Origin of the sequence: Uliginosibacterium sp. TH139 (assembly GCF_002855595.1) — a bacterium.
GTDB lineage: Bacteria > Pseudomonadota > Gammaproteobacteria > Burkholderiales > Rhodocyclaceae > Uliginosibacterium > Uliginosibacterium aquaticum.
Genome location: NZ_PKRR01000006.1, coordinates 32,575 through 59,565, shown reverse-complemented (window position 1 = coordinate 59,565; position 26,991 = coordinate 32,575). Strand labels below are relative to the sequence as shown.

The 26,991-nt window shown below is 63.5% G+C and carries 26 protein-coding genes; 14 read left to right on the top strand and 12 right to left on the bottom strand.

The annotated features are described in order from the left end of the window. Positions 1 to 110 precede the first annotated feature (110 nt). From C0V76_RS14250 to C0V76_RS14225, 6 genes are all read left to right on the top strand, one after another. Positions 111 to 1,331 (top strand): cation:proton antiporter, encoded by a 1,221-nt coding sequence (locus C0V76_RS14250; RefSeq protein WP_101943284.1) that lies wholly within the window; start codon positions 111 to 113, stop codon positions 1,329 to 1,331. Next, positions 1,328 to 2,446, top strand: a complete 1,119-nt coding sequence (locus tag C0V76_RS14245) for a YbdK family carboxylate-amine ligase (protein WP_101943283.1) — start codon at positions 1,328 to 1,330, stop codon at positions 2,444 to 2,446. Before C0V76_RS14250 ends, C0V76_RS14245 begins: the two co-directional genes overlap by 4 nt. Next, entirely contained in the window at positions 2,443 to 3,291 is an 849-nt protein-coding gene (locus C0V76_RS14240; protein ID WP_254048252.1) for a gamma-glutamyl-gamma-aminobutyrate hydrolase family protein, read from the top strand. The genes C0V76_RS14245 and C0V76_RS14240 overlap by 4 nt, the downstream gene beginning before the upstream one ends. Continuing rightward, positions 3,288 to 4,247: a LysR family transcriptional regulator gene (locus tag C0V76_RS14235; RefSeq protein WP_101943282.1), complete on the top strand. Its 960-nt coding sequence runs from the start codon at positions 3,288 to 3,290 to the stop codon at positions 4,245 to 4,247. Before C0V76_RS14240 ends, C0V76_RS14235 begins: the two co-directional genes overlap by 4 nt. 22 nt (positions 4,248 to 4,269) lie before the next feature. Then, complete coding sequence (gene rlmM / locus C0V76_RS14230) at positions 4,270 to 5,385, top strand: 23S rRNA (cytidine(2498)-2'-O)-methyltransferase RlmM (RefSeq protein WP_101943281.1); 1,116 nt, start codon at positions 4,270 to 4,272, stop codon at positions 5,383 to 5,385. Between the two features lie 75 nt (positions 5,386 to 5,460). Next, entirely contained in the window at positions 5,461 to 6,936 is a 1,476-nt protein-coding gene (locus tag C0V76_RS14225) for a DEAD/DEAH box helicase (protein ID WP_101943280.1), read from the top strand. Positions 6,937 to 6,980: 44 nt separating this feature from the next. Here the strand turns inward: C0V76_RS14225 and C0V76_RS14220 are convergent, their stop codons facing one another. From C0V76_RS14220 to C0V76_RS14210, 3 genes are all read right to left on the bottom strand, one after another. Then, positions 6,981 to 7,403 (bottom strand): DUF192 domain-containing protein, encoded by a 423-nt coding sequence (locus C0V76_RS14220; protein ID WP_101943279.1) that lies wholly within the window; start codon positions 7,401 to 7,403, stop codon positions 6,981 to 6,983. Positions 7,404 to 7,449: 46 nt separating this feature from the next. Beyond that, on the bottom strand, positions 7,450 to 7,986 hold the full coding sequence (locus tag C0V76_RS14215) for a pseudouridine synthase (RefSeq protein ID WP_101943278.1): 537 nt from the start codon (positions 7,984 to 7,986) through the stop codon (positions 7,450 to 7,452). A gap of 98 nt (positions 7,987 to 8,084) precedes the next feature. Beyond that, positions 8,085 to 8,291 carry a cold-shock protein gene (locus C0V76_RS14210; protein WP_101943277.1) on the bottom strand — a complete coding sequence of 69 codons (207 nt, stop codon included), beginning with the start codon at positions 8,289 to 8,291 and terminating at the stop codon, positions 8,085 to 8,087. A 374-nt stretch (positions 8,292 to 8,665) separates the two neighbouring features. Between C0V76_RS14210 and clpS the strand changes: the two genes are divergently transcribed. The 5 genes from clpS (at position 8,666) to C0V76_RS14185 (ending at position 14,193) form a co-directional block, all read left to right on the top strand. After that, complete coding sequence (gene clpS / locus C0V76_RS14205; RefSeq protein WP_101943276.1) at positions 8,666 to 8,974, top strand: ATP-dependent Clp protease adapter ClpS; 309 nt, start codon at positions 8,666 to 8,668, stop codon at positions 8,972 to 8,974. Further along, positions 8,975 to 11,257 (top strand): ATP-dependent Clp protease ATP-binding subunit ClpA, encoded by a 2,283-nt coding sequence (gene clpA / locus C0V76_RS14200; protein WP_101943275.1) that lies wholly within the window; start codon positions 8,975 to 8,977, stop codon positions 11,255 to 11,257. It begins immediately after the preceding gene. A 194-nt stretch (positions 11,258 to 11,451) separates the two neighbouring features. Next, entirely contained in the window at positions 11,452 to 12,756 is a 1,305-nt protein-coding gene (aceA, locus tag C0V76_RS14195) for an isocitrate lyase (RefSeq protein WP_101943274.1), read from the top strand. A 108-nt stretch (positions 12,757 to 12,864) separates the two neighbouring features. Further along, on the top strand, positions 12,865 to 13,734 hold the full coding sequence (locus C0V76_RS14190) for a DMT family transporter (RefSeq protein WP_101943273.1): 870 nt from the start codon (positions 12,865 to 12,867) through the stop codon (positions 13,732 to 13,734). Between the two features lie 75 nt (positions 13,735 to 13,809). Next, positions 13,810 to 14,193 (top strand): STAS/SEC14 domain-containing protein, encoded by a 384-nt coding sequence (locus C0V76_RS14185; protein WP_101943272.1) that lies wholly within the window; start codon positions 13,810 to 13,812, stop codon positions 14,191 to 14,193. A 68-nt stretch (positions 14,194 to 14,261) separates the two neighbouring features. On the opposite strand, the gene C0V76_RS14180 is transcribed toward C0V76_RS14185, so the two are convergent. The 7 genes from C0V76_RS14180 to msrA form a co-directional block, all read right to left on the bottom strand. Then, a complete protein-coding gene (locus C0V76_RS14180) occupies positions 14,262 to 15,830 on the bottom strand; it encodes a SpoIIE family protein phosphatase (protein ID WP_101943271.1) in 1,569 nt (522 codons plus the stop codon). 2 nt (positions 15,831 to 15,832) lie between these two features. Continuing rightward, complete coding sequence (locus C0V76_RS14175) at positions 15,833 to 16,735, bottom strand: response regulator (protein WP_101943270.1); 903 nt, start codon at positions 16,733 to 16,735, stop codon at positions 15,833 to 15,835. Next, positions 16,732 to 20,838, bottom strand: a complete 4,107-nt coding sequence (locus tag C0V76_RS14170; protein WP_158239249.1) for a PAS domain-containing protein — start codon at positions 20,836 to 20,838, stop codon at positions 16,732 to 16,734. Before C0V76_RS14170 ends, C0V76_RS14175 begins: the two co-directional genes overlap by 4 nt. A gap of 134 nt (positions 20,839 to 20,972) precedes the next feature. After that, positions 20,973 to 21,332 (bottom strand): sirohydrochlorin chelatase, encoded by a 360-nt coding sequence (locus C0V76_RS14165; RefSeq protein WP_101943268.1) that lies wholly within the window; start codon positions 21,330 to 21,332, stop codon positions 20,973 to 20,975. Between the two features lie 9 nt (positions 21,333 to 21,341). Next, positions 21,342 to 22,118: a ThiF family adenylyltransferase gene (locus tag C0V76_RS14160; protein WP_101943267.1), complete on the bottom strand. Its 777-nt coding sequence runs from the start codon at positions 22,116 to 22,118 to the stop codon at positions 21,342 to 21,344. Beyond that, positions 22,097 to 23,044 carry an MBL fold metallo-hydrolase gene (locus tag C0V76_RS14155; protein WP_101943266.1) on the bottom strand — a complete coding sequence of 316 codons (948 nt, stop codon included), beginning with the start codon at positions 23,042 to 23,044 and terminating at the stop codon, positions 22,097 to 22,099. Before C0V76_RS14155 ends, C0V76_RS14160 begins: the two co-directional genes overlap by 22 nt. Then, on the bottom strand, positions 23,041 to 23,622 hold the full coding sequence (msrA, locus tag C0V76_RS14150; protein WP_101943265.1) for a peptide-methionine (S)-S-oxide reductase MsrA: 582 nt from the start codon (positions 23,620 to 23,622) through the stop codon (positions 23,041 to 23,043). The genes C0V76_RS14155 and msrA overlap by 4 nt, the downstream gene beginning before the upstream one ends. A 435-nt stretch (positions 23,623 to 24,057) precedes the next feature. Here msrA and C0V76_RS14145 point away from each other — a divergent pair, with 435 nt between their 5' ends. Beyond that, on the top strand, positions 24,058 to 24,903 hold the full coding sequence (locus C0V76_RS14145) for a putative RNA methyltransferase (protein WP_101943264.1): 846 nt from the start codon (positions 24,058 to 24,060) through the stop codon (positions 24,901 to 24,903). Between the two features lie 11 nt (positions 24,904 to 24,914). Next, positions 24,915 to 25,250, top strand: coding sequence for a GlpM family protein (locus C0V76_RS14140; RefSeq protein WP_101943263.1), 336 nt, complete (start codon positions 24,915 to 24,917; stop codon positions 25,248 to 25,250). A gap of 97 nt (positions 25,251 to 25,347) precedes the next feature. On the opposite strand, the gene C0V76_RS14135 is transcribed toward C0V76_RS14140, so the two are convergent. Both C0V76_RS14135 and C0V76_RS14130 read right to left on the bottom strand, forming a co-directional pair. Continuing rightward, positions 25,348 to 25,794, bottom strand: a complete 447-nt coding sequence (locus tag C0V76_RS14135) for a DUF2846 domain-containing protein (protein WP_101943262.1) — start codon at positions 25,792 to 25,794, stop codon at positions 25,348 to 25,350. A 199-nt stretch (positions 25,795 to 25,993) separates the two neighbouring features. Further along, complete coding sequence (locus C0V76_RS14130) at positions 25,994 to 26,560, bottom strand: hypoxanthine-guanine phosphoribosyltransferase (RefSeq protein WP_101943261.1); 567 nt, start codon at positions 26,558 to 26,560, stop codon at positions 25,994 to 25,996. Positions 26,561 to 26,700: 140 nt separating this feature from the next. Between C0V76_RS14130 and C0V76_RS14125 the strand changes: the two genes are divergently transcribed. Beyond that, the gene (locus tag C0V76_RS14125) at positions 26,701 to 26,988 is read left to right on the top strand and encodes a phosphopantetheine-binding protein (protein ID WP_101943260.1); all 288 of its coding nucleotides are present in this window, start codon (positions 26,701 to 26,703) and stop codon (positions 26,986 to 26,988) included. The last annotated feature ends 3 nt before the right edge of the window (positions 26,989 to 26,991 follow it).

The following is a 26,991-nucleotide window of genomic DNA, read 5'->3' as shown; positions in this document are numbered from 1 at the left end:
CAGTGCCGCTCCGGCAGCACTGCCATAAAACCGCAGTCCGCGCGCAGCCAGCTTTTCACCCGCGCCGGCGATCATCCGCGCTCACGCCATCCACGAAGGGAACCCACCTCATGGAGATTCTGCAGCCCCTGCAAGCCCTGCCATTCCTTCCCGCCTGGCCGCCCGAAGCCCATCCCCTGCTCCTGTTCGGCCTGTTGCTATTCCTTGCCATCGCCCTGGGCGAGCTCTTCAGCCGTCTGCACTTGCCACGCATCAGCGCCTACATTTTCACCGGCGTGCTACTGAGCCTGCTGCGCGATGAGCCCAGCCTCACCGGGCTGCGTCCGGTCGCTCACCAGATCTTCGAATTCGCTTTCGCGCTGCTGCTCTTCGAGCTGGGTCAGCGCATCGATCTGGGCTGGCTGCGGCGCAATCCCTGGCTGCTGGTCACCAGCCTGGCCGAATCCGCACTGGCCTTTGTCGCCGTGGCCGCACTGATGCTGCTGTTCCAGCAGCCACCGATGCTAGCCGTGCTGATCGGCGCCATCGCCTGCTCAACCGGGCCGATCGTGATCCTCGCCGTGAGCAAGGATTGCGCAGCCCGCGGCCAGGTCACCGATCGCCTGGGCCTGCTCGCGGCGCTATCCACCTGCTACAGCTTCCTGATCCTCGGCGTGTGCTACGGAGTGCTGCATGGCGAGACGGCCGCACCACTCACCACCATCCTGCTGCATCCCCTGTATCTGGTGGCCGGCTCCTCACTGCTCGGCGCGCTTGCGGCCTGGACCGTGCTGCGCCTGCTGGCAAGGATTCGCGTGGGCCATTACAGCCAGACCCTGGCCGCCATCGCAGTGATCATGGTGAGTGTGGCGCTGGCCCACACCCTCGATCTCTCGGTGGTGCTGGCCATGCTGATGGCAGGCATCCTGAGCCGCAGCCTGGATCGCGAACATCGCCTGCAGCCGATGGATTTCGGCCTGCTCAGCCGGGTCGCACTGATCGTAATGTTCGTCGCCACCGGTTCGCTGCTGAACCCGGACAGCTTCGCCAGCGCGGCCCTGCCGGCCATCGGTCTGCTCGCGGCGCGCGCACTGGCCAAGGGCGTAGCCGTGTTCGCCTTTGCCCGCCCGAGCGGCCTGTCGCTGCGCAAGGCTTCGCTGCTGGCGATCGGCATGCTGCCGATGTCCGGCGCGGCCCTGCTGTGGACCGAACGCACCGCCCTGGTATGGCCTGAGCTGGGCGGCCAGTTGGCCGCCGTGGTGCTCACAGCCTTGCTGATCATGGAATTCCTCGCCCCGCCCGCGCTGCAGTTTGCCCTGCGCCGCGCCAACGAAGCCGGAGACCCGACATGAGTAGCCTCGATTTTCCCGCCTCCACGCCACTGACCCTCGGCGTCGAACTCGAACTGCAGATCATCAGTCGCCTCGACGGCGATCTCACCGGCGGCGCCAGCGAACTACTGGGGCTGGTGGAGCGCAAGCCGCATCGTGGCGACTTCAAGCCTGAGATGACCGAGAGCATGATCGAGGTATCGACCTCGGTGCACCACAGCTGCACGGAACTCGGCGCCGAACTCGATGACATCCGCCAGACCCTGCTGGCGGCGGCCGACCGCCTCAACCTGCTGATCAGCGGCGGCGGCGCTCACCCCTTCCAGCACTGGGCCGAGCGCAAGATCTTCGACAAGCCGCGCTTTCACCAGCTCAACGAAATGTATGGCTATCTCGCCAAGCAGTTCACGGTGTTCGGCCAGCACATCCACATCGGCTGCCCGAACGGAGACGAAGCGCTGTTCCTGCTTCACAGCCTGTCGCGCTATCTGCCGCACTTCATCGTGATGTCCGCCGCCTCGCCCTACTATCAGGGCGTGGACACGGCCTTCGACAGCTCGCGCCTGACCGCCGTGTCGGCCTTCCCGCTCTCGGGCCGGGCACCGCTGGTGCATCGCTGGGATGATTTCGTCACCTACTACGAAACCATGCAGGCCGCCGGTGTGGTCGAAAGCATGAAGGACTTCTACTGGGACATCCGGCCCAAGCCTGAATTCGGCACCGTCGAAATCCGCATCTGTGACACCCCGCTCACCGTGCGCCGCGCCACCGAACTCACGGCCTACGCCCAGACCCTGTGCCGCTATCTGCTGGTCGAGCGCCCCTTCGTCATCAACGAAGCGCTGTATGCGGTGTACACCTTCAACCGCTTCCAGGCCGCCCGTTTCGGCCTCGATGGGGGCCTGCTCGATCCGGTCAGCCAGCAGCGCCTGGTGCTGCGCGAGGACATTCTCGCGACTTTCGAGCTGCTGGCCCCGCATGCAACCGAGCTGGGCACCAGCGAACTGCTCGCCTCGCTGCGCAGCGCCCTGCAGACGGGCAACGATGCCAGCTGGATGCGCGAAGTGTATGCCCGCCAGGGCTCGCTGCCAGACCTGGTCTGGCAGCAGGCCCGCAAGTGGCGTGACACGCCGTGACTGCGGCAAGCAGGCCGGGCCAGGCAGCCGGCCTCAAGCCGGCGCTGCGCAAACAGCCCCTGCGCATCGGCATTTCAGCCCGGCTGATGCACAAGCCGCCGGCCGAGCTGGGCTTTCGCAACAAGACCCTGCAATACCTGGAGCAGAACATCGCCCACTGGGTACTGTCCGAAGGCGCGCTGGCCTTCATGATTCCGACCGTGGAAGGGGCCAGCAGCCTGCACCGCTCGGCCATACAGTTGCGCGACTATGTGCATGCCATCGATGCCCTGCTCCTGCAGGGCGGCATGGACGTGAGCCCCAACAGCTACGGCGAATTCCCGCTGCGCCCGGAATGGAGTGGCGACCGTGTGCGCGATCTCTACGAACTGGATCTGATCTGGGAATGCATTTTCCAGGGCAAACCAGTGCTGGGCATCTGCCGCGGCTGCCAGTTGCTCAACGTGGCCTTCGGCGGCAGCCTGTATCAGGACATCAGCACCCAACTGCCCGACGCCATCCGCCATGTGGATGCCGAGGCCTACGACGCCCACACCCATCCGGTCGCCTTCAGCGAAAACTCCCTGCTCGCCCGTCTCTATCCACACAACGCCCTCAGCGCCCGGATCTCCAGCATCCACCACCAGGCCGTGAACCGCTTGGGCAACGGCCTCCACATTGAAGCCCGCTCCGCCGTGGACGGCGTAGTGGAAGCCATCCGCTGGGAGGGCAGCAGCTTCGTCTACGGCGTACAGTGGCACCCGGAATTCCATCCCGCCCATGATCAGGGCCTGCTCGACAGCGGGCCGCTGCTGCAGGAGTTTTTGCGCGCTGCGCGCAAACGTGCCGACCAGGAGCGCACATGAATATCGAACATCGCCATATCGAGGTTTTCCGGGCCGTGATGCTGGCCGGCAGCGTCACCGCCGCTGCCGCACGCCTGTTCACCTCACAGCCCACCGTCAGCCGCGATCTCGCCCGCTTCGAACAATTGCTCGGCTTCGCCCTCTTCGACCGGGTGCGTGGCCGCCTCCAGCCCACCGCCCGCGCCTTGAGCCTGTTCGAAGAAGTGCAGCGTTCCTGGCTCGGCCTCGAGCGCATCGTCGCCACCGCCAGCGGACTGCGTGAATTTTCCGCCGCCTCGCTGGCCATCGTCTGTGTGCCGGCTTTCGCCCAGGCCTTGCTGCCTGCAGCCTGCCGCCACTTTCTGGCCCTGCATCCGGGCGTCAATCTGGCCATCACCCCGGCGGAATCACCGCTGCTGGAGGAATGGCTCAGCGCCCAGCGCTTTGATCTGGGCCTCACCGAGCAGGACACGGCACCGCCCGGCACCCACCTCGAAGTGCTGCTCGAAGCCGACGAGGTCTGCGTACTGCCCGCCGCGCATCCACTTGCCGCCAAAGCCCGGCTCAGCCCGCAGGATTTCGCCGGCCAGCCCTTCGTGAGCCTCGCCCCTGGCGACCCCTACCGCCGCCAGCTCGACAGCGTGTTCCGCGAACTAGGCGTGGAGCGCCGGCTGCAGCTCGAAACCCAAACCGCCGCTTCAGTCTGCGCCCTGGTGCGCGAAGGCCTCGGGCTGGCCATCGTCAATCCGCTCAGTGCCCTCGAATACGCCAGCGCCGCGTTGGTCCTGCGCCCCTTCTCGATCTCGATCCCCTTCCGGGTCAGTCTGGTGCGCCCCGAGTACCGCCCTTCGACCCCGCTGAGCGAGGATTTCGCCAGCGCCCTGCGCCAGCAGGCAGAGGCCATCCGGCAACAGCTGGCGCTGGCCAGCACGCTCACTCCTGCAGCCACGGCCTCATTCCGTTACCATCCGGGCTGAGAAAATTTCCGGTTTCACCACGATGTCCCCCACCGCCAAGGGCCTGATCCTGCTGTGCCGTCCCGGCTTCGAGAATGAATGCGCCGCCGAGGCCGAGTTGCTGGCCAAGCACGCCGGTATCAGCGGACGCGCCCGCACCGCGCCGAACGCAGGCAGCGTGCACTACGTGTTTGACGAACTGATCGACTGGAAGGAGGCCCTTGAAGTGGCTCCTTTCCACGCCCTTGTCTTCACCCGCCAGCGCAGCGTGTGGATCGAGCGCGTCGCCGAGATGCCGGAAGACGACCGCGTGACCCCGCTGGTGCAGACCATCCTCGGCCAGGGCGTACGTTTCGGCCGCCTGGAAGTCGAAACGGCCGACACCAACGACGCCAAATCGCTGGCAGGCTTTCTCAAGCGCTTCATCCCGCACATCGAACGCCATCTCAAGGCCACCGGTTTCCTGCGCGAGAACAAGCCGGAGCTGCCCACTCTGCACCTGTTCTTCAAAGACTCCAGCCAGGTTGACCTGGGCCTCTCGCGCCCAGAAGACGCATCGCCCTGGCCGATGGGCATCGCCCGCCTGCGCATGCCGCGCAATGCGCCAAGCCGCTCCACGCTGAAGCTCGCGGAAGCCTTCGACGCGCTGATGACCGAGGAAGAACGCGCCCAGAGCCTCAAGGCAGGCCTCTACGCGGTCGACCTCGGTGCCGCGCCGGGCGGCTGGAGCTTCCAGTTTGCCGAGCGCGGCATGCATGTGTTCGCCGTCGATAACGGCCCGCTGGCCGACTCACTGGTCGCCACCGGCATGGTCGAACATGTGAAGGCCGACGGCTTCTCCTGGCGCGCGCCGCGCAAACAAGTCGAATGGCTGGTCTGCGACATGGTCGAGCAGCCGGCCCGCGTGGCCCAGCTGGTGTCGGACTGGATCGCCTCCGGCAAGGCCAAGCGTTGCATCTTCAACCTCAAGCTGCCCATGAAGAAGCGCTTCGAGGAGCTGAAGAAGTGCCGCCAGGTGATCGACGCGCGCTTCAAACTGCATGGCGACAGCTATGTGCTGCGCATCCGCCACCTCTATCACGACCGGGAGGAAGTCACCGCTTACCTGGCGAAAATCCACGTCCCGGTGGTGGAAACTCCAAAACCGTCAAGACGTTAGCGCAGTGAGGCGGGTATACTCGCGAGCTTCAATGACCCGAGACCTGCCGCGCCTGCTGCCCGGCCACCTGCATCCATGAGTTTTGCCGATCTGGGGCTCAGCCCCGAACTGTTGCGCGCCGTCACCGAAGCCGGCTACACCGAGCCCACACCGATCCAGGCCCAGGCCATCCCGGTCGTGCTGGCCGGCAAGGACGTCATGGGTGGTGCCCAGACCGGCACCGGCAAGACCGCCGGCTTCACCCTGCCCCTGCTGCAACGCCTGCAACCCTATGCCAGCGCCAGCACCTCGCCGGCCAAGCATCCGGTGCGTGCGCTGATCATCGCCCCGACCCGCGAACTCGCGGTGCAGGTGCATGAGTCGGTCAAAACCTACAGCAAGTACGTGCCGCTACGCTCCACCTGCATCTATGGCGGCGTGGACATGAAGGCTCAGGTGGCCGAACTCAAGCGCGGCATCGAGATCGTGGTCGCCACGCCGGGCCGTTTGCTCGATCACGTCGAGCAGAAGACCATCCTGCTCCAGAACGTTGAATTCCTGATCCTTGACGAAGCCGACCGCATGCTCGACATGGGCTTCATCCCGGATATCCGCCGCATCCTCGCGCTGCTGCCGGCCAAGCGCCAGAGCCTGCTGTTCTCGGCCACTTTCTCGGACGAAATCAAGAAGCTCGCCGACACCATGCTGCGCCAGCCACAGCTGATCGAAGTGGCACGCCGCAACGCCGTGTCCGAAAACATCACCCACCTGGTGCACCCGGTCTCCAGCCATGTGAAGCGCGACCTGCTCGCCGACATCCTGAATGCCGGCGCGGATGGCCTGGGCCAGACCCTCGTGTTCGTGAACACCAAATTCGGCTGCGCGCGCCTGGCCCGCCACCTGCAGAAGGAAGGCATTTCGGCCGACGCCATCCACGGCGACAAGAGCCAGCTGGAGCGCAGCGCAGCGCTGGAAGCCTTCAAGTCCGGTGCGATCCGCGTGCTGGTGGCCACCGACGTAGCCGCACGCGGACTGGATGTGGATGACCTGCCCTATGTGGTGAACTTCGAGATCCCCGGTACGCCGGAAGATTACGTACACCGCATCGGCCGCACCGGCCGTGCCGGCAAGCAGGGCGCCGCTGTGTCACTGGTGGCGCCGGAAGAGAACTACAAGCTGGTGGCCATCGAAAAGCTCATCAAGCTCAAGATCACCCAGCAAGAAGTGCCCGGCTACGGCCCGGAAACTACGGTTGAAGAACTACGTCGCTATCGCAACGGCCACGGCCGCCCGCGCGCTCAGGTCACCGAGGACGGTTTTGATTTTAACCGCCCCTACGACAGCGCCAGCGAACTCAAACCCGGCAGCAGGCCCCGCCCGCCCCGTACATCCAGCAAACCTGCCAGCAAGCCGCAGATCGCTGCGGACGGCTTTGACTTCAGCGCCCCCTACGTTGCCAAAGGCGGCACCGGAGGCTCAACGAGCGCAGCAAAAGCTGCGCCGGAGGACAAGCCAGAGGGCAAACAGAAATCACGCGTCGCCTTCCTGCTCGGTGGCGCCCGCAAGGGCTAACAGCTTTCAGCACCCCATGAAAAAAGCGCCCTTGGGCGCTTTTTTCATTTGATCCCCTGGATGCTGGAGCCTGCCTTGATGCCCTTGCTCCTGAACCAGCCCTGATTCATCTCCAGCGCATAGCGCACGGGCTTGGCCGCACAGTGGTTTTCCTCGCTCTGCGGCTGCATGTCGGCAATGTTCACGATCTTGCCGGCCTCATCCAGAAAGGCAATGGAGAGAGGAATCTGAGTGTTCTTCATCCAGAAGCAGTATTCCTGCGCCTGATCGAACACGAAGAGCATCCCGGCATGGGCGGGCATGCTGGCGCGATGCATCAGGCCGATCTCGTGCTGCTTTTCCGTGGAGGCCACTTCCGCCTCGATGCGATACATGCCGGCTCGCAGCTCGACGGTGCGCAAGCTTTGCTGCGCCAGCGCAGCACCACTGGTAAAAACAAGACAGCTCAGCCACAGGGCACGCAACATGAATCGCTCCGCAAACATTCAAGAAAGCGGGCATTGTGCCCGAGGATCAACCGACTCTCCATTCACCCGGCTGCAGATCGCCCAGCGTCCACTCGCCGATCGCCTCGCGGATCAGGCGCAGGGTGGGCAGGCCGACCTTGGCCGTCATGCGTCGCACCTGGCGGTTCTTGCCTTCGCGTAGCTCGATGCGCAACCAGCTGGTCGGGATCGCCTTGCGCTCCCGGATCGGCGGGGTGCGCGGCCACAGCCAGGACGGCTCGGCCACTTCGCGTGCCCGGCAGGGCTGGGTCACGAAATCCCCCAGATCCAGCGGCGCCTGAAGGCGTGCCAGCGACTCGGGCGTCACCAAACCCTCTACCTGAGCCAGATAGACTTTCACCTGCTTATGGCGCGGATCGGCCAGACGATGCTGCAAAGCCCCGTCGTCAGTCAGCAGCAAGAGTCCTTCGCTGTCGGCATCCAGTCGGCCGGCGGCATACACGCCTTTTTCGGTCACACATTCGGCCAGCGTGCGCTGGCCCGGCTCACCCGTGAACTGGCTGAGCACGCCGAAAGGTTTGTTGAGCAGAAGGATGCGGCTCATGGCAGGTTAGGTCGCTGAAAACTGGAAAATGCAGGAAAAACAAACAAAAAGGCCCGCCAGAGTCTGGCAGGCCTCGGTATCCGCTTGCGCGGACGCGATCAGGATGCGCGCTGAATGTTCGCCGCCTGCTTGCCCTTCGGGCCTTGCGTGGCTTCGAACGAAACTTTCTCGCCTTCCTTGAGCGACTTGAAGCCGTTCATGTTGATGGCGGAAAAATGCGCAAACAGATCTTCACTGCCGTCGTCCGGGGTGATGAAACCAAAACCCTTGGCGTCGTTGAACCACTTCACGGTACCAGTTGCCATTCCCTTTACCTCTTCCTTCTTCCTCTGGTTTATCTGTAACTTTCCCGCTTGCGCGGGGTGCTTCTTGGTCTGCCCGGCGGAATGCCGGAACCGCGACACCCAGGCTTTTGCAAACCCCTGCACCACGGTGGAGCACCTTCGGCTTTTACGCCAAGGCGCCGCGCAGCGTCAAGCGGGCCGGGCCCTGATCGTGGCAAGGATGCGACACATGACGCACAGATGTTTTCCGTGCCGCCATTCAGGCACATGGATTGCTTGTCGTTAAGCAGGAATCGGTGCGCTGCAGCACATCCGGCCTGATCGCCGGAACAGAAAGGTTTTTGCAACCGTCGTGATAGTTTGTAGTCCAAAGCGAAGTCATTAAAATTGGTCGCATGCCAACCCGTAAACAAACCGAAGCTATCCTTGAAGCAGAACGCGCGAAAGTTGCGCCGCCCCCCCTCTTCAAGGTGCTATTACTGAACGACGATTTCACTCCGATGGACTTCGTGGTGCATGTGCTTCAGAAGTTCTTCGCGCTGGATCGGGAGCAGGCCACCCGTGTGATGCTGCAGGTGCATCACGACGGCAAGGGGGTCTGTGGTGTTTTTCCGCGCGACCTGGCAGCCACCAAGGTCGAGCAGGTCTGCAGTTTTGCGCGTCAGAGTCAGCACCCGCTGGCCTGCGTGATGGAGGAAGCCTAAATGATTGCCCAGGAACTCGAAGTCAGCCTCCACATGGCCTTTGTCGAAGCCCGTCAGAAACGCCACGAATTCATCACCGTGGAACACCTGCTGCTGGCCCTGCTCGACAACCCTTCGGCCACCGAAGTACTGCGTGCGTGTGCCGCGAATATTGAAGAGCTGCGCCGTGAGCTCTCCAATTTCATCACCGAGCACACGCCCACCGTTTCCGGTTCAGACGAGATCGACACGCAACCCACGCTGGGTTTCCAGCGTGTGATCCAGCGTGCGATCCTGCATGTGCAGTCCTCTGGCAAGAAGGAAGTGAACGGCTCCAACGTGCTGGTCGCGATCTTTGGCGAGAAGGATTCACACGCGGTGTATTTCCTGCAACGGCAAGGCATTTCACGCCTGGACGTAGTGAATTTCATTTCCCACGGCGTGACCAAGCCGGGCGGCAGCGACAAGCCGGTATCCATCGAGCGCAAGGCGCCGGATGGTGAGCATGGCGAACAGGGTGAGAGCGAGAGCGGCGGCCCCGGTGGCGCGCTCGAGAACTACACCCAGAACCTCAATCAGCAGGCGCTGGTGGGCAAGATCGATCCCCTGATCGGGCGCGACAAGGAACTGGAGCGCGTGATCCAGACCCTCTGCCGCCGCCGCAAGAACAACCCCTTGCTGGTCGGCGAAGCCGGCGTAGGCAAAACGGCGATCGCCGAAGGCCTCGCCCGCCACATCATCGAGGGGCGTGTGCCCGAAGTACTGGCCGATGCTCAGGTCTACGCGCTGGACATGGGCGCCCTGCTCGCCGGCACCAAATATCGTGGCGATTTTGAACAACGCCTGAAGGCAGTTTTGAAACAATTGGTCGACAATCAGAACGCGATCCTCTTCATCGACGAGATCCATACCCTGATTGGCGCCGGTGCGGCCTCGGGCGGCACGCTGGACGCCTCCAACTTGCTTAAGCCCGCCTTGTCCTCGGGGCAGCTCAAATGCATCGGTGCGACGACCTATACCGAGTTCCGCACCATCTTCGAGAAGGATCACGCCCTGTCCCGGCGCTTCCAGAAGATCGATGTAAACGAGCCCTCGGTGCCGGAAACTATCGAGATCCTCAAGGGCCTCAAGAGCCGTTTCGAGGAGCACCACGGCATCAAGTATTCAGCTGCCGCGATCACCAGCGCCGCTGAACTGGCCGCGCGTTACATCAATGACCGCCATCTGCCGGACAAGGCCATCGACGTGATCGACGAGGCTGGTGCTGCTCAGCGCATCCTGCCCAAGAGCAAGCAGAAGAAAACCATCGGCAAGGGTGAGATCGAAGAGATTGTGGCCCGCATTGCGCGGATCCCGCCGCGCTCGGTCTCCAACGATGACCGCGCAGCCCTCGCAAAACTCGACCGCGACCTGAAGAACCTGGTCTTCGGTCAGGATCCGGCCATCGATGCGCTGACCAAGGCCATCAAGATGAGTCGTTCGGGCCTTGGTAACCCGGCCAAGCCGATCGGCTGCTTCCTGTTCTCCGGCCCCACCGGCGTTGGCAAAACAGAGGTCGCCCGCCAGCTCGCCTACACCCTGGGCATCGAGCTGCAGCGCTTCGACATGTCCGAATACATGGAGCGCCATGCCGTGAGCCGCCTGATCGGTGCGCCCCCGGGCTATGTCGGTTTTGACCAGGGAGGCCTGCTCACCGAGGCGATCAACAAGAAGCCGCACTGCGTGCTGCTGCTCGATGAAATCGAGAAGGCTCACCCGGACATCTACAACATCCTGTTGCAGGTGATGGACCACGGCAAGCTGACCGACAACAACGGCCGCGAATCCGACTTCCGCAATGTGATCATCATCATGACCACCAACGCAGGACAGGAAACCATCCAGAAGAGCACCATGGGTTTCACCGCCACACGCGAAGCCGGTGACGAGATGGGCGAAATCAAGCGCCACTTCACGCCGGAATTCCGCAACCGGTTGGATGCGGTGATTTCCTTCAAGGCACTGGATCGCGAAGTCATCATGCGGGTGGTGGACAAGTTCCTGCTCCAACTCGAAGGTCAGCTGCAGGAGAAGAAGGTCGAAGCCAGCTTCACCGAAGAACTCAAGGGCTGGCTCGCCGACAAGGGCTTCGATCCGCTGATGGGTGCTCGCCCGATGGCTCGCCTGATCCAGGACACGATCCGCTCGGCGCTGGCCGACGAGCTGCTGTTCGGCCGCTTGGCCAATGGCGGCCGGGTAACCATTGATCTGGGCAAGGATGGCAAGGTGGCGCTGATCTTCGACGAGGAAGAGGCCCACGCTTAAAGTTTCGATCCCGATGACTGATCTGAAAGGGCCGCGCAAGCGGCCCTTTTCTATTTTGTTGCGGCGCAACCCGATCAGGGAAAGCCACAAGGCTTGATTTGCTGCCATGCACAATACGCTTTCCTATAGTGGATGAGCGCCGGCCTTCACCCCAACACCCATGGCCGGCCGCTTCACCCGACAGGAGAGTCGCCATGACACGCAAAGCACAGATCAGCAAATTGGAGCAGGACTGGAGCAGCCACCCGCGCTGGAAGGGAATCAAACGGGGCTATACGGCTGCCGATGTCGTCAATCTGCGCGGCTCAGTGGCCGTCGAGCACACTCATGCCAGGCTGGCGGCGGAGAAGCTGTGGGCGCTCATCACTGAAACCCCCTTCGTCAATGCGCTCGGTGCTTTGACTGGCAATCAGGCCATGCAGCAGGTCAAAGCCGGTCTCAAGGCGGTCTATCTGTCGGGCTGGCAGGTAGCGGGAGACGCCAACCTCGCCGGCCAGATGTATCCGGATCAGTCCCTCTACCCAGCCGACTCGGTTCCCGCCGTGGTACGCCGGATCAACAACACCTTCACCCGCGCCGACCAGATCCAGTGGTCAGAGGGCAAGAATCCTGGCGACGAAGGCTGGATCGACTACTTCGCTCCCATCGTGGCCGATGCCGAAGCCGGTTTCGGCGGCGTACTGAATGCTTTCGAACTCATGAAGGCGATGATCGAAGCCGGGGCGGCGGGCGTACATTTCGAGGATCAGCTGGCCTCTGTGAAAAAGTGTGGCCACATGGGCGGCAAGGTCTTGGTGCCCACTCGCGAAGCGGTTGCCAAGCTCGTCGCCGCCCGGCTCGCGGCTGACGTGATGGGCGTACCGACGCTGGTGGTCGCACGTACCGACGCCGAAGCGGCGGATCTGCTGACCTCCGACGTCGACCCCAACGACCTGCCTTTCTGCACTGGTGAACGCACCATTGAGGGCTTCTACCGCACGCGCCCGGGGCTGGCCCAGGCGATTTCGCGGGGCCTCGCCTACGCGCCTTACGCAGATCTCGTCTGGTGTGAAACCGGCAAGCCTGATCTGGCCTACGCCAAGGCTTTCGCAGAAGCCATTCACCAGAAATTCCCGGGCAAGATGCTGGCCTACAATTGCTCGCCTTCCTTCAACTGGAAGAAGAATCTGGACGACACGACCATCGCCAAATTCCAGAAGGAACTCGGCGCGATGGGCTACAAGTTCCAGTTCATCACCCTGGCGGGCTTCCACAGCCTGAACTACTCGATGTTCAACCTCGCCTACGGTTATGCCCGTCACAGCATGCCAGCCTTCGTCGAACTGCAGGAAGCCGAATTCGCCGCAGCCGAACGCGGCTTCACGGCGGTGAAGCACCAGCGCGAGGTGGGCACCGGCTACTTTGACGTGGTCACCCAGGTAATCGAAGGCGGCCAATCCTCCACCACCGCACTGAAGGGTTCGACCGAGAACGAGCAGTTCTTCGAAAAAGCCCACTGAGCCACTGAAGCGACTGACCGGAGCCGCGTACGGCTCCATCTGAACGCGCTACCCTTACCACGGCGCCGGGCACCCGGCGCCGTTTCCGTTTTCCCCGGATCAATCACGATGCACGCACTGTGGATGCTGTCTGCCTGTTTCCTGTTTGCCACCATGGGCGCCTGCGTCAAGCTGGCCGGCGGGCATTTCAATGCCGGGCAGACGGTTGGCCTGCGCGGCCTGCTGCCTTTGCTGCTGATCGGCGCCTGGGTCTTCTGGCATCGCCTCAGCCTTGCCAGCCCGCACTGGAAGAGCCACCTGTACCGCTCCACCGCTGGCAGTATCGCCATGCTGATGTATTTCGCGGCCATCGCGCGCTTGCCGCTGGCGACCGCCGTCACCCTCAACAACTGCTCGGCATTGTTCGTGGCGGCGGCGGTCGCCCTGCGCCAGCCTCCCCCGCGAGCCGTGAGCGGTGCACTACTGCTGGGCTTTGCCGGAGTGGTGCTGGTACTGCGCCCGACCTTCACCCCCGAGCAATGGGCCGGCGGCCTGCTCGGGTTGGGCTCGGCCATCTTCGCCTGCATCGCCCAGCTCAATCTGCGCGAGCTAGGGCGCGCCGGTGAACCCGAGTGGCGCACGGTGTTCTTCCTATCCGCAAGCAATGTCGTGCTGGCCGCACCGCTGGCCATACTGCAACCCTCCAGTCCGCTGGAGGCAGGCCCGATTGAATGGTGTTTCCTGCTGACCGTAGGTCTGTGCGGTGGACTCGGGCAGCTTGCGCTCACCCGCGCCTTCAAGCTCGGACGCGCCATCATCACCGCCAGCCTTGGCTACACAACGGTGATCTTCTCCAGCCTGTACGGTGCGTTGCTATGGCATGAACACATCCCGCCACTCTCATGGCTGGGCATGCTGCTGATCATCGTTACCAGCCTTGTCATCACCCGTCCGGCCACTTGGGCAAGGGCGCAAGACGCGCATGGCAAGGGCTCCTGAGCATTTCTATAGTCAGGACAGGAGCCCCTCACCGAGCGTGATGCTCCACACAAGAAACCGCCCGAGGAGCCCACCATGATCACCACCGACGTTCTGCCTGACCGCGTCGAGATGCGAGCCTATGGCACCCTGACCCTAGCCGATTGCAAGACTTTCGAGGAACTCTCGGATTACCGCGTCCGCTTTAATCATCCGGTCGACCTGCTGATCGATCTGCGTAGCATGACCAGCGGTTCACTGGATGTGGCGATGGAAGAGTGGCGCTATGTGCGCGCCCACCAGAGCGACTTTGGCAAGATCGCCCTGCTGACCGACGATCAGCTGGTGAGCTGGTCTGCCTGGGTATCGCAATTCTTCACCGAGGCCGATATCCGCATCTTCGAGAGCGAGCGCTCCGCCCGCCGCTGGCTGGACAAGGACAGCCAGCTCGAAGATCTCGCGGATGGCGAGTTACACTAAGCAGCGCCAGCCCCCGGCCGCGCCGGCTAAAGCCGGCGCTGATCCAAACAGTGGAATACCGCCGCCGATCAGACCGGCAGGTCCAGCAACAGCATGGAGATATCGTCGTGCCCGGCAAGCACGTCCAGATGCCGGCGCAACTCGACCTGCAGGGCGTCCAGACGTCCCTCGACCCGGCTTGAAGCCAGCGCAGCGAGCACCCCCTCATAGCCGAACTCTTCCCCCTTGCCGGAACAGGCCTCAATCAGGCCGTCCGAGCACAGCAGAAGCTGCGACGCCGTATTCCACTCCAGCGGTGTGATGCTCACTTCTTCGGCTTGCCAGACTTCGATGCCCAGCGGCAGCTGGTCCGCCCGATAGCGCGCCAGCAACTGGCCGTCCGGAGCAACCTGCAGCACGTCCGGCACGCCGCCCTGCCACATCTCGCCACGCCGATGCTTCTGGTCCAGCACCAGCACCGCAGCCGACACGAAACGCCCGCGCGGCAGCAATTCAGCTAGGGTGTTGTTGAGCATCAGGATCATGCGCCGCAGGGGCACGTCATCCTCCACGGCACGATAGAAGTCGTTCACGATCGCCAGCCCGCTCATGGCTGCCGCCAGGCCGTGGCCGGTGGCATCGGCGAGCATCGCGTAGAGCTTGCCACTGCGCGAGCGAGCGGCCAGCACGATATCGCCCGAGAAGCGCTGAGTGGGAATCACCGCCTGCTGCACGCCACTCTGCTCCAGGGCGTCACGACGGATGTGGCGTTCCATGATGTCCTTGGCCAGTTCGGCCTCGGCTTCGGCTTCGTCGTGATACTGCTGCAGCCGCGCGGCGTTTTCGGTGAGCTGGCGGCCGACGCGCTTGCGTTCGCTGATATCGCGCACCACAGCAATGAAGAGTCGCTCTTCGGCCAGCGGCAGTTCGGTGACGCAGATTTCACAGGGGAACATGCGGCCATCGGCACGCCGCCCCATCAGCTCCTGAAGGCTGCCGATGAAATCAGGGTCGCGCCCCTCAACGCAGGCACGGAAGTGACGTTCCCAGCTACCTTCACCACTCGGCTCACGCAGATGGTTGCGCAGATCAGAACCCGGCAACTCACCTTCGCTGCGCCCGAAAATGGTGGCGGCCGCACGGTTGGCGTCCACTACACAGAAACCGGCATCGAAGGTAATTATGCCGTCGATCACGGCATCGGCGATCGCGGCCTCCCTGCGCTGCGACTCTTCGCGGCTGACCTGGAACTCAAGCGCCCGCGACAGGTTGCGCATCTTGGCCGCGAACATCTGGTAGGACAGCGGCTTGGTCATGAAATCATCCGCACCGGCCTCCAGCCCGCGCGTGATGTCGTACTCGGCATCCATCGCCGAAACGATCACGATCGGCACCCAGCGGTCGCTGCGCAGCATGCGGATGCGCTCGATGGATTCGAAACCATCCATCTTGGGCATCATCAGGTCCATCAGCACGATGTCCGGGCGCTCACGCTCGAAGAGTTCAAGCGCCTGTTCGCCGTCCTCCGCCATCAGGGTTTCGAAGCCCAGACGGACCAGATAGGCGCGCAGCAGAGCACGGTTGGCCTGGGTATCGTCCGCAATCAGAACACGGAAGGAACGCTGGGCATTGGCAGGTTCCAGATTGAGGTCGAGCATGCTCACTCCTCGTCCTGCCCACGTTCAAAAAGCACTTCAACCACATTACCCTTGCCGGTATAACGCAGCTCGGTAAAGGCCACTTGGCGCGAAACGGCAATCCCGCGCCCGTTCGGTGCGAAGGCGCGATCCGGTGCGATATGCAGGAAGGGCTCCCAGTCGAAGCCCTCGCCCTCATCCGCGATCACCACCCGGCTGTGTTCGGCCTCCTGGCGCAACTGCACGCTCACGCGCTTGCCCTGGTTCTCAGGCAGCGCCTGGCGACGTAACACCTCCTCCAGCCAACGATCCTCGCTCTTCAAACGGGCCTTGGTATTGAAATCGATCCCCAGATTGCCGTGCTCGATGCCATTGACCAACAGTTCAGCCAGCCCCATGGCCACCGCATCGGCCTCCTTGGCCGACAGTGACAGCAAACCGGCGACCGACTCCGCCTCTTCCAGCGTATGCAGCACGAACTGCGCCTCGTTGAGCAACAGCACCGCGCGCGAATGGTTGGCCATGCGCTGCGAAACGTCGGCCCAGCGTGCGCGGTCGTGCAGGGCTGCGCGCACGATGGCGAGCAGGGCTTCGGAGCGGAAGGGCTTGGTCAGGTAGTAATGAGCGCCGGCGGCGAGGCCTTCGCTGACCTGCTCGGGTCCCGCGGCCGCGGTCTGCATGATCACCGGCAAATGTTTCATGCGCGAATCGGCCTTGATCCGCTTGAGCATCGATAGCCCATCCAGCCTGGGCATCATGCGATCCATCAGAACCAGATCGAAATCGTAGGGGCGCTCGTCAAGCGTGGCCCAGGCCAGCTCGGGGTCTTCATAGAAACTCAGCTGATAGCCCGTATCGGCGAGGTATTCGCCGATGATTTCCAGATTCAGGGGCTCGTCATCGAGCACCATGATCGATGCACTCATGCATCCTCCTCATTAGCTGCCGCGGGCGGCAACACTTGACTCTCCAGCGGCAGGCAGACGATGAATTCGCTGCCCCCACCCACCCGATTGCGGGCCCGGATCTGCCCACCATGCGCCTGCACGATCTCGCGGCAGATGGCCAGCCCCAGTCCGGTGCCTCCGGCAGCCGCGCGATTACGGCTGCTCTGCACGAATTTGTCGAACACCTGCTCCAGCTCGCCGGCCGGGATGCCTGGCCCTTCATCGGCGATCACGAATTCCAGCCCGACCACCCCGGGGGCCCCTCCCAACCGGGTGGCGCGGATGCTCATGGTAATGCAGCTGCCTTCAGGCGCGAACTTGGAGGCGTTCGAAAGCAGGTTGCGCAGCACCTGCCCCATGCGCACCGCATCTACCGCCAGCGGTGGCAGCCCTCTGGCGTAATCGCGCACAAGACTCATGCGCCGGGCCGCCAACAGAGCTTCAAACTCGCGCGCGGCATCATCCAGCAGGCGCGCCAGCGACTGCACCCGTAGTTCCAGATGCATGCGCCCGGCTTCGAGCTTGGCCAGATCGAGCAATTCATCGAGCAGGCACAGCAGGCGCTCGCCGCCGTCTGCGACCCGACTGAAGTATTCCTGCAGACGCTCGGGCGGCACTTCCCCGCAGCGCGCGTTGCCAAGCCGCGCGAAGCTCAGGATGGCGTGCAGTGGCGTACGCAGCTCGTGCGACATGTGCGCGAGGAAGTCCGACTTCGCCGCACTGGCGCGCTCGGCCAGCTCCTTAGCGCGCAGCAGGTCAGCCGTCTGCTCCAGCACCAGCTCGCGCAACTGATCGCGGTGGCGCAGAAGCTCTGCCTCGGCCTGCTTGCGCGCGCTCTGATCCGAAATCAGTACCCAATAGTTTTCCTCTTCTGCACCGGCCCCCACCATCACGCCGGAAAGACTCACCGGCAAACTGTGTCCATCACTGTGCTGGAGCACCAGCTCCAGCGGCTGAAGCACGCCCTTGCGGCGAAACTCCTGCAGGTGAGCTTCGATCCGCTCGCGCTCGGCAGCGGGCAGCAAACTGCGGTAATCCCGCCCGAGCAGGCCAGCCTCGGGCAGGCCAATGAACTGCTGCAGGAAGGGATTGACCTGCAGGAAGCGACCTTTGCTGTCGCAGCGCGCAATCCCTAGCGGGGCATTGCGCACCAGGGTATCGAGCCGCTCCAGGGTCTTGCGCGACTGCAACTCGGCCGCACGCAAAGCGGTGAGATCCTGGTTGATGCCGATAATCACGCGGCGCCCATCCACATCCCGCGCCAACTTCTTGTGCAACATGACCTGGTGGCTGTGTCCCTCGGCATAGCTGAGTTCCACCTCGACACTGAACACGTCGCCGCCATCGCGGGCCAGCAACTCTGCATCGAAGGCTTCCACCGCCTGCGCCTGCGCTGCCGGCACAAAAGCGCCCAGGCGCTGGCCAGCAATCGCACTGCGCGCCTGGCCGAGCTGCTCGGCGTAGGCCTGATTCACCATCACGTAGGTGAGCGCCTCATCCTTCACATAGGTGGCAAACGGCAGCATGTCGAAGACCGTTTGCAGGAATTCACGCATACGTGTCTGGCGGGCCAGGCTGGCGGTGAGCTCGGCCTCCTTCTCGGCCAGCTCGGTCACATCGCTGTTGGAAGCAATAATCAGCGGGCCGCCATCCGGATCGAGGCACACGACCTTGCGCAGCAGCACCCGGTGCAGCTTGCCATCCGCATAGCGCAGCGGCACTTCGCGCTCGGTGGTAATGCCCGGCCCAAGGGCGAACAGCTCATCATCCGCCTGCACGGTCTGTTCAGCCACTTCAGGTAGGTTGAAGTCCCAGGTTGTGCGCCCGACCATTTCCTCCGGCCGCAGGCCGTTGGCTAACCCAAGCGCCCGATTGGCCATGACGTAGACATGCTGACGATTCTTCACAGCGATCGGGTTGGGAATGGCGTCGAACACATCCTGCATGAAGCGATTGATGCGCTGCAGACGCTCCTCGTGGCGATGCTGGGCCGACACATCGAGAAAGGCACTGACCACCAGTGGCTGCCCTTCCGGATCGCGGCACACCCGCACGAAGAGCCGCATGCGCCGTGCGTGACCATCAGGCCAACGCATGTCCTGCTCCACCTCACCGATCTGCCCCGCGGGCCGGCTCAGCTGTTCAGCCTCCAGTTGCTCGATGGCAGCCCCCAGGGTGGCATCGAAGAGTTCGCTGGTCTGGGTGCCGAGAATCTCACCGGCCGACAGATCGAGCATGCGGGCATAGGCACGGTTGCACATCACATGACGATGGGCATGATCCTTCACCGCCACCGGATGCGGCAGGGCATCGAAGACTTCCTGCAGATAGCCCCGGGTGCGCGACTGGCGGGCCAGCGCCTCGCGCAACTCGCTCTCCAGCGCCCGCATTTCGCTGACATCGAAAGTCACCCCGATCACCACCGGTTCGCCCTCGGCCCCTACACCCGCGACCTTACGGATCAGGGTCTGGTGTGGATGACCCGAGGCATCGTAGAGCACGTGTTCGCTCTCGATCACGGCGCCTTCGGCCAGGCCGCTGAAGATGGACGCTTCCTCACGTTCAACGGCTTCGGCCACGCCGGGCATGGCGTAATCGGCCGAGCGGCCGCCAATGATCTGCTGCACGCTACAACCGTGAAACTGGGCATGAGCACGGTTGGTCATCAGGTAGCGATGCTGCGCATCCTTGACGAAGAGCGGGTGCGGCAGCGCATCGAAGACCTGCTGCAGGAACTCGCGCAAGCGTGTCTGCTGCGCCAGAGCCTCGCGCAGTTCGACCTCGGCACGGCGCACACCGGTGATCTCGAAGTTGGATCCAACGATGATGCGGCTGCCATCCACGTTGGTACAGGCCGCCTTGGTCACCGTCCAGTAACGCTTCATGCCGGTGCGCTTGTCCGGGATACAGTCTTCCTTGTAGATCACTTCGCCTGCCAGCACACGCCGATCCTCGGCTTCGATCTCGCTGCCGATTTCAGCGCCGAACAACTCGCTGGAGGACAGCCCGATCATGTCTTCGGCATGCAGCCCCCACTGCTCGGCGATCGCATCATTGACCATCAGGTAACGGCTCTCGGCATCCTTCACATACACCGGATGAGGCATGGTGCGGATCAGCCGCTGCACAAAGGCTTCCACGTTCATCGAGAGCTCGCCCATGCGGCGGGCGTAGTCCCGCACGGCAGTCTGGTCCTCATACGCGGTTACCACCACACGGCGACCATTGCGGTCCACACAGCGACTCTTGGTGATGCGCAGAAACTCACGACGGTGCACACGGCTGAGTTCGACCCAGTCCTCCAGCGCATGCGAGCGGCCAGTTTCCAGGGTGAGGCGATCCAGTGCTTCGAGGCGCTCGGCCAGATGCCCGCCCACCAGTTGCGCGGCACGCTTGCCATTGGCCTCGCCCGGACGCAAATCCATGACCTGGCAGAATGCTCCGTTGGCCAGCATGATCAGGCCGTTCTCGTCCTTCACCGACACTGGCAAGGGCAAGGCGTCGATCACGCCCTCCATGAAGGTTTGATAAAGGGCGCGTTCGCGCGACAGCTCGACCTCTTCGGTTACATCAGACAGGGCACCGGTAAAGAAGCGGCGATCCAGCGCCACGCTGGCCTGGACCCGCAACCAGCGCTTGCGCGCACCTTTAGGGGTAATCGGGAACAGCTCGTCGAAGCGCCCACCTTCCTGCCAGGCATCCCGCACCGCCCAGATCAAGCGGCGGCGCTGCTCGCGGTTAAGCTGGCGCAGCAGCACACGGATCGGCGAGCCTTCGCCGCTCACGCGCCGCCCGAGCAACTCCAGCGCGCGCTCGGAACAGAACAGCGCGCGATCCTGGGCATCGTATTCCCACACGCCATCCTGAGTCGCCTCGATCACCCGCCCCAAGCGCGGCTGGGTCAGCGAAAGATCAGCCTCGAGACGCGCCACGCGGGCCTCTGTTGCACGCAACTGCAGGCGCTGGCAGTACAGCAGGGCGGCACCTCCAGCGCCCAGCGCAAACAGCAAACCCCAGGCTGGACCTGTCAGCCAACCCAGCACACCTCCACCGACAACCGCGCCTGCATAAGCCGCACGCACCCAGCCGAGCGCACGGCAAGGGGCAGGTGCGCTGACGGGACAAGAAACGGATCGGGAGCAGAAGTTCTGCATGGGCTGAGTACGGTAATACGGCCGGGAGCGGGTCGCCTGAACCTGCCCCCAAGGGACGCCGACTAGCCGGCGAGCACGACCTCGGCCATCGCATCAAGAACAGACTGCGCCTCGCCGAGCACCGGTTGCAGGCGGATATCCAGCGCAGGATGGCGAGCACAGGCCGTTTCCAGCATAGCCGGCACATCCCGCCGCACATGGCCGCCCTGGGCCAGGAACACCGGCACCACCGCAACATCGGTGGCCCCCGCTGCCGCCGCGGCATCGATCGCCTCGGGCAGGCTGGGCGTCATGAACTCAAGGAAGGCCAGGCGCACGTCCGCCGCCGGGCGGCGCGCCAGCACCGCTTCACGCAGACGCTGGAGCGGACGCGCCCATTCCGGATCACGGGCGCCATGGGCAAACAGGATGATGCTGTGCATGGTTCAAACCTAAGAAAGAAGACGCAAGGCCGCGGCTGCGGCAAAAAAACCGAACGGCGCCGTCACGCACACTGCGGAGCCGTAACCCGCACAGGACAGGCCTTGTGGCGCGTCGACCGGCTCGCCGCTCTCGCAGACTACCGGACGCTGGAGCGGCTCGCTGGAATAGATCGCGGTGATACCGAACTTGCGCTTGGGATCCTTCGGAAAGCCATGCTCCTTGCGCAACTGGGCGCGCACCCGGGCCAGCAGGGGATCCTGCTCGGTACGGGATAGATCCGCACTGCAAATCAGCGACGGATCCTGCTTGCCGCCGGCACCTCCGGCCATCACCAGCGGCACGCCCTGCGCCACGCACCAGGCGGCCATCGCCACCTTGACGCGGGTCTGGTCGATCGCATCGACGATCAGATCATGCCCACCCAGCAGCTCCGCCAGGTTTTCCGGCGTCACGAAATCCTCCACACAGCGCACTTCGCAAGCGGGATTGATGGCCAAAATGCGCGCACGCATCGCCTCCACCTTGGCCATCCCCCACACAGGGTCCAGCGCATGGATCTGCCGGTTGGCATTCGATTCGGCCACCATGTCCAGATCGATCAGGGTCAGCTGGCCCACGGCGCTGCGCGCCAGGGCTTCGGCGACCCATGAGCCGACTCCGCCAATGCCCACCACACACACTTTCGCCGCCGCAAAACGCTGCGCCGCCGCCTCGCCATAGAGGCGCCCCACGCCACCGAAACGGCGTGCCTGATCGGCCCCGTTCAGGCCCTGTTCTTCAGCCATAGCTGCAAACCCTGTGCGTTCAGTTCCAGATCGGTGGCATACAGCGCCACCGCCTCATTGCCTTGTAGCGCCCAGCCCTGCTCCGAAGCCTCACGCCGCAGCAGGGATTCCAGCGCGGCGCGGATCAGCGCCCGCTGCATGTCTTCCGCCACATTGGCAGCGGCTTCGGCGATCTCCACAAAGGCGTCGATCAGACGCTGCAGATCGGCCGCCAGCCGGGTCAGATCCGTCACCCGGCTGTAATGCGTGAGATACATGCAGGCCGGCTTCCGCGCCAGCATGCGCGCGATCGTGGCATGCATCGCGGCCGGCTCGAACTGCACCGGCGTGGTCGCCGGGAAAATGAAGGCCCGACCCGCGCGATCCGTCTCGCGATAGGAGAGGCCAAAGGCGTCACCGGAAAACCAGCCTTGCGTGCACGTATCGAAATAACACACATGGTGGCGCGCGTGCCCCGGCGCGTCGATCACTTCGATGCGCCGCCCGGCCAGCTCGATGAGCAACCCGTCCGTGGCTTCCAGCACACGCCCGGCCGGCACCGGAACCAGTTCGCCATAGGCCTCACGCGCGAAGGCTTCGCCATACACGGCGACGGTGCCTGCCCACAGCTTCGAAGGCTCGATCATGTGCCGCGCCCCACGCGGATGCACCACCAGACGGGCGTTCGGCAGCACCTGCATCAGCGCCCCGGCTCCCCCCGCGTGATCCAGATGGACATGCGTCAACAGCATCCAATCCACGGCCTCTGGCGCCAAACCAAGCGCCGCCAGCGCTGCCAGGACACGCGGTACCGAGTGCGCGGTGCCGCTTTCGACCAGCGCGGCGCGGCCACCCTCGACGATCAGGTGCAGAGCATCCATGCGCGGGCGCAGATAGCCGCTATCGATGGCGTAAATGCCCATCCCGAGCGCTTCGAGATCCTTCATGCGTCGTTTTTCAGGAGATTCGCGAATTTCGCGCGGAGTTTGCCAAGCTTGGGCGCAATCACGAAAGCGCAGTAGCCCTGCTGTGGATTGCGGCGATAGTAGTCGTGATGATAAGCCTCAGCCGGGAAGAATTCGCCGGCCGCCACGACTTCCGTCACGATCGGCGCGCTATAGGCATCCGCCTGCTGCAGCGCGTCTAGCAAGGCTTGCGCCGTGGTCCGCTGCGCCTCGTCCAGCCAGAAGATCGCCGAGCGGTATTGGCTGCCCACGTCATTGCCCTGGCGATTGAGCTGGGTCGGATCATGCGTGGCGAAAAACACTTCGAGCAAGTCGCGATAAGTGAGCAAAACGGGATCAAAGCGCACCCGCACCGCCTCCGCATGACCAGTTTGGCCACTGCAAACGGCTTCATAGTTGGCGGTGTCTGACAACTCACCGCCGATATAGCCCGGCTCCACCGCCAGCACTCCACGCAAGGGCGCAAATACCGCCTCAGTGCACCAAAAACAGCCTCCCGCCAGGATCGCGAATTCGCCTGAAAGGCTAGCGCTGGTCCCAGAAAACGCTCCACTCGTCATATCTCACCCCTGCTGGCACGTAATTGGAATTTGTTGTCTGACAAGAAAGCCATAGAATTCACCAAAATCACCCCACTTAGTTTACGGGCGAAACGAATTCAAGGCAGAATGCTCCTGAATCCGAAGTAAAGCACGTGGCCGGGGCGCCCGGCGTGCCGACCACGTGTAGTGCTGCCGTTCCGGTTTTCACAGAGGCCGCTACGGGTCTGTCTCCAATCTGTCCTATTTGGCCGTTACCGACCGGTAACGGCCACTTTTTTGCCCGCACGCCGCGCAGGACCTGCGTGCCCGCGGTGGGGCGACACCGAATTCGAGTTCGAAGGCCCGCGCGGCTAGACCTAGTGGAAGCCCCCTGCGCCGAGTGGGTAGAATCCTCACCGCCCACTCCCCTCACCGCAGCATCCTGGCAAGCCGCTTGCCATGAACACGAATCCGATGACCCCCCTCCCATTTCAGGCGCTCGCCTGCCCGCTCGATGGCCATCCCCTGCAGCACAAGAGCGCAGCCCTGTGCTGCGCCGCTGGCCACAGCTTCGATATCGCCAGCCAGGGCTACACCAATCTGTTGCCTGTGCAGAACAAACGCTCGCTGGATCCGGGCGACAGCAAGGAAATGGTCGCCGCACGCCGGCGCTTTCTGGAAGCCGGCCATTACGCTCCGATCGCTGCAGCGGTCAGCCAGGCCATTCTGGCCGGGCAGTCGGCGGACACGCTGGGCTGCCTGGATGCCGGCTGCGGTGAGGGCTATTACCTGCGCCAGCTGGCAGCAGCGGCGGAGCGCGAGGGTCAGACGCTGGCCCTGCTGGGCCTCGACATCTCGAAGTGGGCCGTGCTGGCGGCAGCCAAGCGGGACAAGCAATCGACCTGGGTGGTTGGCAGCAATGCCGCCCTGCCGGTGCTGCCCGCCACGCTGGATCGGGTGCTGTGCATGTTCGGCTTCCCGGTCTACACCGAGTTCGCCCGCGTCCTCAAACCCGGCGGTTTCCTGTTGCAGGTGGACGCCGGGCCGGACCATCTGCGCGAGCTGCGTGAAGTCATTTACCCCAGCCTCAAACCTCCCCGCAGCGGCGAAACCCTCACCCCGACAGGCTTCACTGCGCCCACCAGCAAAACCCTCAGCTACCGCGCGAAGGTTTGTGGCACCGAGCAGATCGCCGACCTGCTGGCCATGACGCCACACCTCTACCGCGCCACGGCGGAAGGCCGTGCCCGCGCGGCGGCGCTGACCGAAATCTCGCTGACGGTGGATGTACGGCTGACCCACTTCGGGCGGGAAGCTTAAAGGCCAACACCATGCTTGCCCTGCTCCTCAAAAGCCTTCTCGGTGCCGCCGCAGTCCTGCTGATCGCCCTGCTGTCGCGCTCGCAGCATTTTTTTGTGGCCGGGCTGGTGCCGCTATTCCCGACCTTCGCCCTGATCGCCCATTACATCGTCGGCTCCGAGCGCTCTGCAGCCGATCTGCAGACCACCGCCCTGTTCGGGCTGTGCTCGCTGCTGCCCTATGCGGGCTACCTGCTGGTGGTGTACTGGCTAAGCCCACGCCTGGCGCTTGCGCCCACCCTGATCAGCGCCACCCTCGCCTGGTTCGTGCTGGCCGGCGCCCTACTGGCGATCTGGCAGGCGCGCTGAGCGGCATATGTGACCACGCAAAGCACGAGATGCGCTCCATAAACAAAAAGGGCTCCTGCAACAGGAACCCTTTTCCATGCCAGCGCTCAGTGAGGGCTTACTTCGCGCCTTCGATCAGCTTGCACTCGGCAACACCCGCCTTGCCCTGGGCTTCGTCCACCAGGTTCAGTGCCGAGCGGGCCATCCAGATCCCCATCTTCACTTCCTGCCACACAAAATAGTTTTTCCCAGCTACCACATCAAACTTCAGCTCGGCATCGTTCTCGGCCTTGGACACGATGGTGTGCGAACCGGCTGCGACTTCCTGCTTGATGTAGGTCTTTGCAAGCGTGTCCCCCACGATCTTGCCGTCCAGCACGACCGGCATCTTGACCGCACCGCCAAGGTTCTCGTTGCGGTAGATATAAACGTTTGCCTTGTCTGCGGTCACGGCGAAGCTCTTGGCGGCGGCATCCTGCTCGGGGGTCGCCATCGGCACGGAAGCACAGCCCGTCATGAGGGCTGCGGCAGCAAGGAAGCTACAGGTAAGAATGCGACGAATCATGGTTTCTCCAGTTTATTGATGGTTTTGCTCTGGCGCAGTCACGCACTTGCGCGGCCGCACAGTAGCAAGTCACCCGCAGGCTCTTGCCCACGAAAATCAACAAAACAGTACAAAATCATTAAAAACGTTGTAAAAAACAAACGCCGGCAAAAACCGGCGTTTGTTTTTTTACCCCGCATTCGGGGGGCCATCCTGAGGCTCAGTGCCCCTTGAGCGCATAGATCCCCGGCGCATTGCGCCAGTAGCCCTTGTAGTCCATGCCGCAACCGAAGAGGAAGCGGTCAGCCACGTCCAGCCCGGTAAAGTCGGCGCGCATGCCGGGGTAGGCCTTGCGCTCGTGGAGCTTATGCACCAGCACCGCGGAATACACCTCAGCGGCGCCTTCGGCCTTGAGGTGCTCGAGAATGGCCTTCAGGGTGAAGCCTTCGTCGAGGATGTCATCGAGGATCAGCACCGTGCGGCCACGCAGATCCTGGGTGGGGCGCACACGCCAGTCGAGCAGGGTGCCGTTGAGGGCATGCCCGTAGCGCGAGGCATGCAGGTAGGCCACTTCGAGGGGGAAGTGGAGCTTGGGCAGGAGGCGCCCGGCGAGCACCAGGCCACCATTCATCACGGTGAAGACCAGCGGATCGCTCTCGCCCAGCTTCTCGGTAATGCGCCCGGCCAGGGCGTCCAGCGCGGCTTCAACCTGTGCGTTGTCGACCAGGCAATCCGCCTCGGCCATCGCCAGCTTTGCATCGCGCAGGTTTTCGTTATGCTTGTCCATGGGGTCTGCCCTCAAATCCGGAAAGCAGCCGATTCTACCCTGCGCCTGCCGGCGCTGGCTGCGCCCGACCAAGCTTGGCTGATCTGGCTCAGCCCGCCGCCTGTATAATTGTTGATTGACCTTTTACTTCCTTTTGCACCATGAGCCAGCAAGAACCCGCAGCCAGCGATGCCGCCCTCGAACGCGAGGTGGCCGGCATGATCGTCGAAGCCCTGAATCTTGAGATCAGCGCGGACGAGATCAAGGCCGAAGAGGCCCTCTATGGCGATGACGGCCTCGGCCTGGATTCGATCGACATCCTCGAAGTGGCGCTGGTCGTGTCCAAGCGTTACGGCTTCCAGCTCAAGGCGGACAGCGAAGACAACTTCCGCATCTTCTCCTCCTTGCGCAGCCTCGCGGGCCATATTGCCGCCAAGCGTACGAAGTAAGTC